This window comes from Marinobacter profundi (assembly GCF_002744715.1).
In the GTDB taxonomy this organism is placed as follows: domain Bacteria; phylum Pseudomonadota; class Gammaproteobacteria; order Pseudomonadales; family Oleiphilaceae; genus Marinobacter; species Marinobacter profundi.
The window spans coordinates 337817-350197 of the sequence record NZ_KZ319370.1; the positions used below are offsets into that span (position 1 = coordinate 337817).

General features: G+C 61.4%; 9 protein-coding genes. 5 read left to right on the forward strand and 4 right to left on the reverse strand.

The annotated features are described in order from the left end of the window. Positions 1 to 36: 36 nt before the first annotated feature. Positions 37 to 1179, reverse strand: a complete 1143-nt coding sequence (locus CLH61_RS09560) for an acyl-CoA dehydrogenase family protein (RefSeq protein WP_099614484.1) — start codon at positions 1177 to 1179, stop codon at positions 37 to 39. Between the two features lie 10 nt (positions 1180 to 1189). Continuing rightward, positions 1190 to 2386 (reverse strand): acyl-CoA dehydrogenase family protein, encoded by a 1197-nt coding sequence (locus CLH61_RS09565; protein WP_099614485.1) that lies wholly within the window; start codon positions 2384 to 2386, stop codon positions 1190 to 1192. 386 nt (positions 2387 to 2772) lie between these two features. Here CLH61_RS09565 and CLH61_RS09570 point away from each other — a divergent pair, with 386 nt between their 5' ends. Then, the gene (locus CLH61_RS09570) at positions 2773 to 3741 is read left to right on the forward strand and encodes an alpha/beta fold hydrolase (RefSeq protein WP_228152594.1); all 969 of its coding nucleotides are present in this window, start codon (positions 2773 to 2775) and stop codon (positions 3739 to 3741) included. 120 nt (positions 3742 to 3861) lie between these two features. Here the strand turns inward: CLH61_RS09570 and CLH61_RS09575 are convergent, their stop codons facing one another. Next, positions 3862 to 5031: an acyl-CoA dehydrogenase gene (locus tag CLH61_RS09575; protein ID WP_099614486.1), complete on the reverse strand. Its 1170-nt coding sequence runs from the start codon at positions 5029 to 5031 to the stop codon at positions 3862 to 3864. Between the two features lie 261 nt (positions 5032 to 5292). Here CLH61_RS09575 and CLH61_RS09580 point away from each other — a divergent pair, with 261 nt between their 5' ends. Then, positions 5293 to 6639: a hypothetical protein gene (locus CLH61_RS09580; protein ID WP_099614649.1), complete on the forward strand. Its 1347-nt coding sequence runs from the start codon at positions 5293 to 5295 to the stop codon at positions 6637 to 6639. Positions 6640 to 6670: 31 nt separating this feature from the next. On the opposite strand, the gene CLH61_RS09585 is transcribed toward CLH61_RS09580, so the two are convergent. Next, positions 6671 to 7600: a 2-hydroxyacid dehydrogenase gene (locus tag CLH61_RS09585; RefSeq protein ID WP_099614487.1), complete on the reverse strand. Its 930-nt coding sequence runs from the start codon at positions 7598 to 7600 to the stop codon at positions 6671 to 6673. A 343-nt stretch (positions 7601 to 7943) separates the two neighbouring features. Between CLH61_RS09585 and CLH61_RS09590 the strand changes: the two genes are divergently transcribed. The 3 genes from CLH61_RS09590 (at position 7944) to CLH61_RS09600 (ending at position 12379) form a co-directional block, all read left to right on the forward strand. Beyond that, positions 7944 to 8771, forward strand: coding sequence for an IclR family transcriptional regulator (locus tag CLH61_RS09590; RefSeq protein ID WP_099614488.1), 828 nt, complete (start codon positions 7944 to 7946; stop codon positions 8769 to 8771). 190 nt (positions 8772 to 8961) lie between these two features. Then, positions 8962 to 11055: a 3-hydroxyacyl-CoA dehydrogenase NAD-binding domain-containing protein gene (locus CLH61_RS09595; protein WP_099614489.1), complete on the forward strand. Its 2094-nt coding sequence runs from the start codon at positions 8962 to 8964 to the stop codon at positions 11053 to 11055. A gap of 139 nt (positions 11056 to 11194) precedes the next feature. Then, on the forward strand, positions 11195 to 12379 hold the full coding sequence (locus CLH61_RS09600; RefSeq protein ID WP_099614490.1) for an acetyl-CoA C-acyltransferase: 1185 nt from the start codon (positions 11195 to 11197) through the stop codon (positions 12377 to 12379). Positions 12380 to 12381 lie beyond the last annotated feature (2 nt).

The window sequence follows — 12381 nt, forward strand, 5'->3', positions numbered from 1 at the left end:
CCGGAGGGCGAGACCTCAGGCTCACTGATGAGGGGTTTAGCTTGCCTGTAACCGGCTGGCGTAGTGCGCCAGATGGAAATCATCATCGCCCAGCTGGTGGTTGATCATCACCAGACGTTTGGCGTAGTGCGCAAAGTTGTATTCCCAGGTCATGCCGATACCGCCGTGGGACTGGATGCCCGCCTCGGAGATGAACTGGCCGGCACGGCCGATCACGTTCTTGGCGGCAGCGAGGATCTGGCGCCGTTCGTCGCTCTGTTCCCCATCGGCCACGCTGGCAGCCAGGATTGCCATGGATCGGGCCTGCTCCAGCTCTGACATCATGTCGACCATGCGGTGCTGCAGCACCTGGAACTTGCCGATGGGAACGCCGAACTGCTTGCGCTGCTTGAGGTAGTCCAGGGTCAGCTCGCAGGCCACTTCCATGACCCCTACGGCTTCGGCGCACAGGGCGGCGATGGCACGGCCGGTCTGGTACTCGATAACGGCCGCCGCATCGCCTTCGCTGCCGAGCAGGGCGTCAGCGCTTACCTGGACGTTGTTCAGGGTGATGTCGCAGCCCTTGAAACCGTCGATGGTCGGATAGTTGCGACGCTCTACACCGGCGCTGTCCGGATTGACGGCAAACAGGCTGATACCGGCGGCATCCCGGCTGTCGCCGCTGGTGCGGGCCGAGACGATGATCAGGTCGGCACAGTGACCGCCGATTACCACCGCCTTGCGACCGTTCAGCAGGTAGCCGTCAGCGGATTTCTCGGCACGGGTTGCCACATCGTTCAGGTCGTAATAGCTCTGGGGCTCCTGCAGCGCGACGGCAACTTTCAGTTCGCCGCTGGCCACACCACCCAGCCAGGCCTCGTGCTGGCTGGCGTTGCCCGCCTGGCTGAGCAGGCCGCCGCCGAGGATGACGGATTGCAGGTAAGGCTCCAGGCACAGCCCGCGGCCCAGTTCGGTCATGACCGACTGCACTTCCACACCGCCGCCGCCAAAGCCACCGAGTTCCTCGGCGAAGGGGACTGCGGTCAGCCCCAGCTCGCTCAGCTGCTGCCAGAATCCGGCGCTGAAGCCCAGTTCGCTGGCGCTGAATTCCAGGCGTTTTTCAAAACTGTATTCACCGCGCACCAGGCGGGCCACGGTGTCCTGCAGCATCTGCTGCTCTTCGTTGAGTCGGAAATCCATGGTCGCCTCCTTAAAGCCCGAGAATCATTTTCGACACGATGTTCTTCTGGATCTCGTTGGATCCGCCGAAAATCGAGAGCTTGCGGTTGTTGAAGTAGAGCGCGGACAATGGCGCGGCGTCCTTGTCAGACAGGAACTCGCCGTCGTAGTCCAGCTTCAGTTCTTCTTCAACGAACGGAATGGCGTAGGGGCCGATGGCACGGCGGGCCAGGTCATTGATGGCCTGCCGGATCTCGGTGCCACGGACTTTCAGCATGGAGCTCTCGGCACCGGGCACGCCACCCCCTTCGACGGAAGCGATGATTCGCAGGTTGCTGATGCCCGCAGCCATCAGGTCGATTTCCACCTTGGCAATGCGCTGGCTGAACACCGCGTCTTCAATCAGCGGCCGGCCGTTCTTGATGCAGCGTGCGGCGAGCTGCTTGAGATGGGACAGTGCGGCCTTGGACATGCCGATACCGGCCAGGCCGGTGCGCTCGTACGTCAGCAGGTACTTGGCGTAGGTCCAGCCCTTGTCTTCCTCACCCACCAGGTTTTCCACCGGTACCTTCACGTCTTCGAAGAACACTTCGTTGACTTCGTGTTCGCCGTCGAGGGTGATGATCGGGCGCACGGTGATGCCCGGGGTGTTCATGTCGATCAGCAGGAACGAGATGCCTTCCTGGGGCTTCACCTCGGTATTGGTGCGTACCAGGCAGAAGATCATGTTGGCGTGCTGGCCGAGGGTGGTCCAGGTCTTCTGGCCATTCACGATGTAGTGATCGCCGTCGCGGACTGCACGGGTCTTCAGCGAGGCCAGGTCAGAGCCGGCGCCGGGCTCGGAATAGCCCTGGCACCACCAGTCTTCCCCGTTAAGGATACGGGGCAGGTACTGCTGTTTCTGCGCTTCGCTGCCGAAGCGGATGATGACCGGAGCCACCATGCTGACCCCGAAGGGAATCGATTTGGGGGCACCGTAGCGGGAGGATTCTTCGTCCCAGATGTGCTTCTGGACCGGAGTCCATTTCACTCCGCCATGTTCCTCCGGCCAGTGGGGCGCGTACCAGCCCTGTGCACTGAGAATTTTCTGCCAGCGCTGGTGGTCCTCCTTGGACAGGCGACGGAAGCCTTTCACTTTGGCGGCAATATCCGCTGGCAGCTTTTCATCCAGGAACGCCCGCACTTCGTCACGGAAGGCGAGTTCCTCGGCCGTGTAGTTCATGTTCATGGGATCACCTCTTTGTGCGCTTTAGCGAAAATATATACCGCATAGCAGAATTCATCAATGATCTTTCATCAATGCGGTTGCTGTCAATTACTGTGAAACAATAAAGCTCCAGGTAATTACGAATTTCATTAAAAGCCGGTTTCAATAATGAAGTGACCAAAAATCATCCCGGAATTCAGAGATTGCTGAATCGAATACTGCGCAGCGGAATCACTGAAAAACCTCAGCTCACGATGGAACAGCACGCGATCCCGGTTTGTCGGCCCTGCCGGGGTGGCAGCAGGCCCGAATCGCCAAGGTTGCCGGCAACCGCCACTGTTACTCTGCAGGGCATCGGGAGTGACGCCAGGCTGTCATTCCCTTCCTGTCATTGAAGGAGCGCAGCCATGATGAGCAATACCCGGGTAATGAGCCATGGTGTCCGGCTGAACGTGGTCAGCTATGGTGATCCGGCGGCGGTGCCGGTGGTGCTGGTGCATGGCTACCCGGACAACCATGCGGTGTGGCAGGACGTCGCCGAACGGCTGGCGGAGCGCTATTTCGTGATTGCCTACGATGTCCGGGGAGCCGGCTACTCCCAGGTTCCGCAACGCCGTGCCGATTACCGGATGGAGCTGCTGGCGGCGGACCTGGCAGCGGTGGCCGACGCGATGGTACCGGGCCGCAGCTTTCATCTGGCGGGCCATGACTGGGGCTCGATCCAGTGCTGGGAGGCGGTCACCCGGGGCCCGCTGACAGAGCGGATACTCAGTTACACCTCGCTGTCCGGGCCTTGCCTCGATCACGTCGGTTTCCTGCTGCGGCGCAAGGCCGTCAGCCGGTCCTGGCAGGACAAGGCCGCGGTACTCAGCCAGTTGGCCAGCTCCTGGTATGTGCTGTTCTTTCACCTGCCTGTGCTGGCGCCGGCGCTCTGGCGGGCCGGGCTGGGCGAATGGTGGCCCCGCTACCTGCAAAAGCGCGAGCAGATTCCGCAGCCGCCGCTGAATCCGACGCAAACCGGGGATGGCCGGCACGGGGTGGAGCTCTATCGCGCCAACTTTCTCCACAAACTGTTCCGGCCGGAACCCCGCTATGCCTGTTGCCCGGTGCAGCTGATTGTGCCGGCACAGGATCACTATGTCGGAAGCCAGTTGTTTGATGATCTGGAGCGCTGGGTGCCGGAACTGCGACGGCAGGAGGTGGATGCCGGCCACTGGGTACTGGTGAGCCATCCGGACCTGGTGGCAGGCTGGATTGCGGGCTTTGTGGCCGAGATGGAGGGCCGGGCTGCGGGTGCGCGGGGAGCGCGTCGGCCTCTCAAAGGGGACAGCCCCAAGGTCAAAGAGGGCAGCCCCAGGGTCAGTCCCCTGGCGTAATCAGATGCCCGCCCCAATACATGGGGCGGGCTCAAGACCAGGGACTGTCCCCGGGAAGGAAGCTGGCATTCCACCAGGGCAGCAGGGCTGGCGCCCTGCTGCCGGTCGTTCAGTTGGTGCTTAGCTGAACGCCTGAATCCCGGTCTGGCCACGGCCCAGGATCAGGGCATGGACGTCGTGGGTGCCTTCGTAGGTATTGACCGCTTCCAGGTTCATCACGTGACGGATGACATGGTACTCGTCAGAGATACCGTTGCCGCCGTGCATGTCCCGGGCCACCCGGGCAATGTCGAGGGCCTTGCCGCAGTTGTTGCGCTTGAGCAGGGAGACAGAATCCGGCGTGGCTTCGCCGGCATCCATCATCCGGCCCAGTTGCAGTACCGCCTGCAGGCCGATGGTGATTTCGGTCTGCATGTCGACCAGCTTCTTCTGGATCAGTTGGTTGGCCGCCAGTGGCTTGCCGAACTGCTTGCGCTCCATGGTGTAGTTGCGGGCGGCGTGCCAGCAGAACTCGGCGGCACCCAGGGCGCCCCAGCTGATGCCGTAGCGGGCCTTGGTCAGGCAGCTCAGCGGACCTTTCAGGCCTTCCACTTCCAGGCGGTTCTCTTCCGGGACAAACACCTCGTCCATAAAGATGGAGCCGGTATCGGAGGCGCGCAGTGAGAACTTGCCCTGGATCTTCGGCGTGTCGAGCCCCTTGGCTCCTTCACGCTCGATGACAAAGCCGTTGACCACGCCATCAAGCTTGGCCCAGACCACGCAGATGTCGGCAATCGGGGAGTTGGTGATCCACATCTTGGACCCGCTCAGCAGGTAACCGCCATCCACCTTTTTGGCGCGGGTTTCCATGCCGCCGGGATCGGAACCGTGGTTGGGTTCGGTCAGGCCGAAGCAGCCAACGTATTCACCGGACGCCAGTTTCGGCAGAATGCGCTTCTTCAGGGCTTCTTTGCCGTAGGAGAAGATCGGGTACATGACCAGGGAAGACTGCACGCTCAGGGCGGAGCGGTAGGCGGAATCCACCCGCTCCACTTCGCGGGCGATCAGGCCGTAGCAGACGTGGTTCAGGCCAGGTCCGCCGTATTCTTCCGGCAGGGTCGCGCCCAGCATGCCCAGCTCACCCATCTCGGTAAAGATCGAACGGTCAAACTTCTCGTGGCGGTTAGCCTCGGTGATGCCTGGCATCAGCCGGTCGTCACAGAAGGCGCGAATGCTGTCGCGAACCTGACGCTCGGTTTCATCCAGTTGCTTGTCGAATTGGAGCAGGTCATCCCAGGGTGCGGAAGCCATAGCAGTTCTCCTGAAAAAGATTAATCGGTAACCCGTTCATCGATGGCTCGCCCGACGTGGCTGTCGTTACAGTGGCCGGAGCCAGCTGGCGTCGCGGCCAGGATCGACCGGACAGTAACCGGGCTTGCCTTGGTCTTAATGTTAATATAGTTTCGTATAGCGGAATTAAGTTTTGTATAATGACGGACAAAGACTAATCCGGGTCTGTTTGAAATGCAAGCCGTGTTGCGCGCACAACAATAAGGAATGATCAGCCTGACCATGTTTCGAAACCTGCTGCCTGTTGCGATTGTTCTCGAGCTGACGGCGTTGTGTCTGTCGAACCTTTACCTCAGCGCCGGCGCCGGTGTCCTGTTTGTGCTTTATTTCTGCGTTGCCCTGCCGCAATTGCAGATCTACTCCCGTTATCTGTTCCTGATTTCGCTGGCCACGGTAGGGTATCTCGCGTTTCGCGGTAGCCTGGCGGGTGGCCAGTTGCTGAAGGCTGCGTCGGACGCCGCGTTCTACGCAGCGTTCCTGGGGAGCCTGGGGATGATGCAGTGCCTGGTGCGGCGCTTTGAGGTGTTGCGGCGGATTCACGATGTCCTGCTGGGTGGCCGGCCCGGCTGGTTGTATCCCAAGTACGCGGTGGTCAGTTGCGGCATTGCCTCGGTGTTGAGCTTCGGAGTGATGAGCCTGCTCTGCGGCACACTGTCGGATACCCTGGCGGAGCGCGGGATACGTGGCAAATCCCGGCTACGCTGGTTGCGCAGTGTCCTGATCAGCTCCCTGCGCGGGTTCGCCCTGGTGCCACTGGTGGCGCCAACCAGTGTGGCGGTCGCCATTATTACCCGTGAGGTGCCCAGCCTGAGCTGGTCCGGGTTGTTGCCCTACGGCGTGGTGGCGGCTGCACTGCTGATTCTGGTTGGCTGGCTGCTGGAACAGCGGCGCTTCCGCATTGTCAGCAAGGAGCGGGTAAAGCTGGAGGCCTGGCCGGCGGGCAGCAGGCGGCTGGTGGTTGTAGTGCTGGCGGTCTTCGCGGTGATGGCGCTGCTGGTGGCCACCACCGAGCTAAAGGTTTCGGCGGCGGCGATGCTGGCAGTACCGTCGGTCACCTTCCTATATATGCTGTGGACGGATCGTCAGCCGGAGCAGGCGGTGCGGGAAACGGTGGCTAACGTGGCAGGCATGCACAACGAGATGGCGATCTTCGCCGGCTCGGCCGGTCTCGGTGCGGCGCTGGGAGAGGTGATGCCGAATGACCTGCTGGTCGGGCTGGTTTCTGGCCAGGCCGGCGTCTTCCTGCTGGCGGTCGCGGCGCTGTTGATGATGCCGCTGATGTCTGCGGTTGGTGTTATTCCGATTACCGTGCTGAGTATCCAGGCGGGACTGTTGCCACCGCTGATTGCCGGGGGCATGGATCCGTTGCTGATCTCGGTGGCGCTGGTGATCGGCTTTTCCCTGGCGATGATGCTGTCGCCCTTTGGTCCGGCAGTGATGTTGCTGTCCCGCTATGGCCAGGTATCACGCTGGACCGTGGCCTTTGGCTGGAATGGCCTGTTTGTGCTGTTGGCACTGCCGATTCTGATCGGGTTCCTCGGGGTGCTGTATCTGACCCTGCCGGTCTAGTGCCGACAGGATCAGGGACAGGTGCGGTGGCTCAGTAGCCGCGGCTGATATCGACAATCCCGGTGATCGCCTCGCCGTTGGCGTGGGCGCGGATCTTGCCGGTAATCTGTTCCAGGGTGGCATCCCGCAGGGTACGGGCGGAGATGTGCGGGGTGATGGTGATTTCCGGGCGGGCCCAGAACGGATGCTCCGCCGGCAGCGGCTCCTGGCGGAACACGTCCAGGGAGGCCGAGGCGACGTGACCGTCGTCGATGGCTTTCAGCAGGTCGGCCTCGACCAGGTGTTCGCCCCGGCCAACATTGATTACCACCGCGCCGGGCAGCAATTTGCTGAGGTTGTCGTAGTTGAGAATGTCACGGGTAGCGTCGGTCAGTGGCAGGGTGTTGACCAGGACGCGGGTAGCGCCCAGAAAGCGGTCCAGGTCCTGTTCACCGGCAAAGCACTCGACGCCGGCCAGCTGATGGTGGCTGCGGGCCCAGCCGTTAACCCGGTAGTCCAGGTTGGCCAGGGTGGTGGCAACCCGTTTGCCGATATGGCCCAGCCCCATGATGCCCACGGGCCACTCGCTACGCTTGATGGGGCGGTGGATTTTCCAGATACCCTGGCGCTGTTGTGCGCGATAGGTTTCCATGTCACGGGAGGCTTCCAGTAACTGGTGCAGGACATGTTCGGCCATCTGTACCGACATGCCGGCATCCTCGAGGCGTACCACGGTGAGGTTGGCGGGCAGGTTGGGTATCGCCAGCAGGCCGTCAATGCCTGCCCCCAGATTGAAGACGGCACGCAGTTGCGGTTCGCGTTCGAACAGTTCGGCAGGGGGCTGCCAGACAATGGCATAGTCGGCATTGACCGCGGGACCGTTGGGTTCCCAGACATGCACTTCGGCCTCTGGCAGCAGTTCCTGGATCGGAATTGTCCAGCGCTCCGGCTTGGGATCTCCTGCGACAAAAAGAATCTTCATGGTATTCCCCGGAGTTGTCAGGTTGATTATCTTTGGATTTTCTGTTTCGCTTTGCAGAACCATATACCGTTTTTAATTCTAAAAACAGGTTTTGATGTGCGCAATTGGTCGACAATTTTGAAACAAAAGAATGGAGTGTTTCATATTTGGCACGTATTTTGAAAAGAGTCGTTGGTACTTGAGCCTTTCAGCTATTAAAATACGTTCACTTTTTGTGCTTTGGCTATCGAACTGTTCAGAGCAATAGCATTAATCAGGATTGGGGCATTACCCGGGCTGGCCGTCTGCCGGCGGGTGGTTCCGGTCGCACCGGATCAGGCGAAGCTGTTGGAGGCGCCAGTTTATGACAAATGAGAAAGCCAGGAAACCGGAGCTGAAAGTGGCATCCGGTGACGGCGTTCCGGTAAAACCGGAAAAAGACCGCAAGTTTGTGGAAGCCCTGTCCCGGGGGCTGGATGTGCTGCGGGCGTTCAGTCAGGGCTCGGTGATTCTCGGTAACCAGGACATTGCGCGCCTGACCGGGCTGCCGAAACCGACGGTTTCGCGGATGACCTATACCCTGACCAAGCTCGGTTACCTGAGCTATAACCCGGTGCTGGAAAAATACCAGCTCAGCTCCGGAGTGCTGGCACTGGGTTACGCCTATGTCTCCAACCTGAAAGTGCGCCAGCTCGCCAAGCCCTACATGGACGAGTTTGCCCGCCAGACCAATATGTCGGTGGGGCTGACCTGCCGGGACCGGTTGCACATGATCTATGTGGAAAACCGGTTGCCGCCGGAAGCCTCCCTGCTGCGCATGGACATCGGCCTGAAGCTGCCGATGGCGACCACCGCGGCGGGGCGTGCCTACTATTGTGCGGTCACCGATTCCGCGCGCAAGCTGCTGGACGATGCCATGTCTGAGAAGTACGGCCCCGAGGTGTGGCCGGAAAAGAAGGCCGGCCTGGAGCGTGCGATGGAAGATTTCCAGCAGCACGGCTTCTGCCTGTCACTGGGCGAGTGGGACCGCAATATCAACACCGCCGGTGTTCCGGTGCGCCTGCAGGATGGCACTATCATGGCACTGACCTGTGCCGCACCGTCCTACCTGGTGTCTGCGGAAAAGCTGCGGGAGTCCATTGCGCACCAGCTCGCGATCCTCGCCAGCGATATCGAATCCCTCGGGGTCTGATACCGCAACCGGCTGATGGCGTGGCCGCCTTCAGCAACCGGTACTAATCTGAAAGCCGCAGGACCTGGTCCTGCGGCTTTTTTTTGTTCAGTGCTTTTAATCGGTGGTTGAAACCTGTCTGAAACTTGTATTAAATCGTTATCTTGTTTCGCTTGATAAAACTACATTCCATACAGAGCGAGGAGAGATTATGTCTGAGGTCGTAACTTACAACCGTGACGGCAGTATTGGTGTGATTACCGTCAATTATCCACCGGTCAATGCCCTTAGCCACGCTGTCCGTTCCGGCCTGCTGGCAGCCCTGGAGCAGGGTGAGCAGGATGCTGATGCCAAGGTCCTGTTGGTGGTGTGCGAAGGCCGCACGTTTATTGCCGGTGCTGATATCCGCGAATTCGGCAAGCCGATGCAGGAACCGGGTCTGCCCTCGGTGATTAACCGCATAGAAGATGCCAGCAAACCGGTGGTGGCGGCGATCCACGGCACCGCTCTCGGTGGCGGGCTGGAAGTGGCGCTCGGCTGCCATTACCGGGTGGCGCTGGCCAGTGCCAAAGTGGGCCTGCCGGAGGTCAAGCTGGGCCTGCTGCCCGGTGCCGGCGGTACCCAGCGTCTGCCGCGGTTGGCCGGCGCCCAGAAAGCCCTGGAGATGATCACCACCGGGGACTTTGTTGCCGCCGGAGAGGCGCTGGCGCTGGGTATCCTCGATGCGGTGGAAGACGGCTCTGACATCCGCGCGGTCGGCCTCGCCTTCGCGCAGCAGATTGCCGACGCCGGTAAGCCGGTGCGCAAGGTGCGTGAGCTGACCGACAAGATTGATGCCGACAAAGGCAGCGATGTCTTTGAGCGGTTCCGCGCCGGCCTGCAACAGAAAGCCCGCGGCCTGTTCGCGCCGTTCAAGTGCCTCGACGCTGTCGAAGCCGCCTTCAACCTGCCATTTTTCGACGGCCTGAAGCGCGAGCGCGAGCTGTTTATGGAGTGCATGGCGTCACCCCAGCGCGCCGGCCTGATCCATGCCTTCTTTGCCGAGCGCGAGGCCTCCAAGGTCAAGGGCCTGGCCAAGGATACCCCGGTTCGTGACGTCCGCAGCGTAGGCATCATCGGTGCCGGTACCATGGGTGGCGGCATCGCCATGAACTTCGCCAATGTCGGTATTCCGGTCATCCTGCTGGAGGTCAAGCAGGACGCCCTCGACAAGGGTCTCGCCATCATCCGTCGCAATTACGAGAACAGCGCAAAGAAGGGCAAACTGACCCAGGCCCAGGTGGAAGAGCGTATGGCGCTGATCACGCCAAGCCTGGCCTACGAGGATTTCAGTCAGGTCGACCTGGTGATCGAGGCGGTGTTCGAGAACATGGCGATCAAGAAAGAGATCTTCGCCCGTCTGGACGAGGTCTGTAAGCCCGGCGCTATCCTGGCCTCCAACACCTCCACCCTGGACATCGACGAGATCGCCTCGGCGACCACCCGTCCGCAGGATGTGGTGGGAATGCATTTCTTCAGCCCTGCCAACGTGATGAAACTGCTGGAAAATGTCCGTGGCAGTCAGACCTCCGATGAGGTCAAGGCGACGGTGATGGACGTGGCGAAGAAAATCCGCAAGGTGGGTGTGCTGGTGGGCAACTGCTACGGCTTTGTCGGCAACCGCATGCTGCACCAGCGTGGTGCTGAGGCGATGGCGCTGGTCAACGAAGGGGCGACACCGCAGCAGGTGGACAAGGTGCTGACCGACCTGGGGTATCCCATGGGCCAGTTTGCCATGTCGGACCTGGCCGGCATCGATGTTGGCTACCGCATCCGCGAGGAGCGCCGCAAGGCCGGGGAGAATGTCCCGGCATCCTGGATGGACAAGCTGGCCGAACAGGGCCGCCTGGGCCAGAAGACCCAGGCCGGTGTCTACAAATACGAAGAAGGCAGCCGCAAGCCGATTCCCGACCTGGAGGTGGAGCAGCTGATTGCCGCCTTCCGCCAGGAGCAGGGCATCACCCCGCGGGAAATTACCGACCAGGAAATCCTTGAGCGCTGCATGTACGTGATGATCAACGAGGGCGCCAAAATCCTCGAAGAAGGCATCGCCGACCGTTCCCTCGACATCGACGTGGTGTGGATCTTTGGCTATGGCTTCCCGGCCTACCGTGGTGGCCCGATGTTCTGGGCGGACCAGATCGGCCTGGCCAGCATCCTCGACACCGTGAAGCGGTTCCACGACACCCTCGGTGGTGAGCAGTGGAAACCTGCAGCACTGCTGGAGCAGCTGGTCCGCGAAGGCCGGAAGTTCGGCGACCTGTAATCCGGGTCCGCGGGGACAGACCCGAGGTCAGTCCCCGAAGATCGAGCCTTGTACAGGGGACAGACCCGAGGTCTGTCCCCGTCACCCCTGATTTCCCGGGCAGGCCAGCGGCTTGCCCCTTGCCAAGAAGGACACTGTTATGTCTGATGCCGTTATCGTTTCCACCGCCCGTACCGGCCTCGGTAAATCCTACCGCGGCGCCCTGAACAACACCCACAGCGTCGACATGGCCGGCCATGTGATCCGTCACGCGGTCGAGCGTGCCGGCATTGATCCCGGCGTTGTTGAAGACGTCATCCTCGGCGCGACCTTCCACGAAGGCTGCCAGGGCAAGAACATGGCCCGTCTCGCGGCGATTCGTGGTGGCCTGCCGGTGACCACCGCCGGTATGTCCATCAACCGGTTCTGCAGCTCCGGCCTGCAGTCCATCGCCATCGCCGCCCAGCGGGTCGTGGCGGAGAAGATCCCCGCCATCGTTGCCGGTGGTGTGGAGTCCATCTCCCTGTGCCAGAACGACAAGATCAACCAGTACCGGGCCAGCAACGAGTGGCTGATGAAGCACAAGCCCGAGCTCTACCTGTCGATGATCGAGACCGCCGACATCGTCGCCCAGCGCTATAACGTCAGCCGCGAGTCCCAGGACGAGTACGCCCTGGCCTCCCAGCTGCGCACTGCCGCCGCCCAGCAGGCCGGCAAGTTCGACGACGAGATCGTGCCCTTCGATGCCACCATGCTGGTGAAAGACAAGGCAACCGGTGAGGTGAGCGAACAGCAGGTCACCCTCAACCGTGACGAATGCAATCGCCCGAACACCACCCTTGAAGGCCTCGCCGGCCTGGAGCCGGTGCGGGGTGCCGACCAGTTCATCACCGCCGGTAATGCCAGCCAGCTGTCCGACGGTGCCTCGGTTTGCACCGTGGTGAACAGCACCTACGCCGAGAAGCACAATCTCGAACCGATGGGTATTTTCCGCGGTTTCGCCGTCGCCGGCTGCGAGCCGGATGAAATGGGCATCGGCCCGGTGTTCGCCATTCCGCGGCTGCTGGAGCGTACCGGCCTGACCATGGATGACATCGATCTGTGGGAACTGAACGAGGCCTTTGCCTCCCAGGTGGTGTACTGCCGTGACCGTCTCGGCATCCCCATGGACAAGCTGAACGTCAACGGCGGTTCCATTGCCATTGGCCACCCCTACGGTGTCACCGGCTCGCGGCTGACCGGGCACGCGCTGATCGAAGGCAAGCGCCGTGGTGCGAAGTACGTTGTCGTCACCATGTGCATCGGTGGTGGCCAGGGCGCCGCCGGCCTGTTCGAAGTGGTGTGAAG

What these genes read in the sequence shown, in the direction of transcription:
- CLH61_RS09560 (WP_099614484.1), bottom strand. Translation starts at nt 1,179, where the DNA reads ATGGATTTCCGACTCAACGAAGAGCAGCAGATGCTGCAGGACACCGTG.
- CLH61_RS09565 (WP_099614485.1), bottom strand. Translation starts at nt 2,386, where the DNA reads ATGAACATGAACTACACGGCCGAGGAACTCGCCTTCCGTGACGAAGTG.
- CLH61_RS09570 (WP_228152594.1), top strand. Translation starts at nt 2,773, where the DNA reads ATGATGAGCAATACCCGGGTAATGAGCCATGGTGTCCGGCTGAACGTG.
- CLH61_RS09575 (WP_099614486.1), bottom strand. Translation starts at nt 5,031, where the DNA reads ATGGCTTCCGCACCCTGGGATGACCTGCTCCAATTCGACAAGCAACTG.
- CLH61_RS09580 (WP_099614649.1), top strand. Translation starts at nt 5,293, where the DNA reads ATGTTTCGAAACCTGCTGCCTGTTGCGATTGTTCTCGAGCTGACGGCG.
- CLH61_RS09585 (WP_099614487.1), bottom strand. Translation starts at nt 7,600, where the DNA reads ATGAAGATTCTTTTTGTCGCAGGAGATCCCAAGCCGGAGCGCTGGACA.
- CLH61_RS09590 (WP_099614488.1), top strand. Translation starts at nt 7,944, where the DNA reads ATGACAAATGAGAAAGCCAGGAAACCGGAGCTGAAAGTGGCATCCGGT.
- CLH61_RS09595 (WP_099614489.1), top strand. Translation starts at nt 8,962, where the DNA reads ATGTCTGAGGTCGTAACTTACAACCGTGACGGCAGTATTGGTGTGATT.
- CLH61_RS09600 (WP_099614490.1), top strand. Translation starts at nt 11,195, where the DNA reads ATGTCTGATGCCGTTATCGTTTCCACCGCCCGTACCGGCCTCGGTAAA.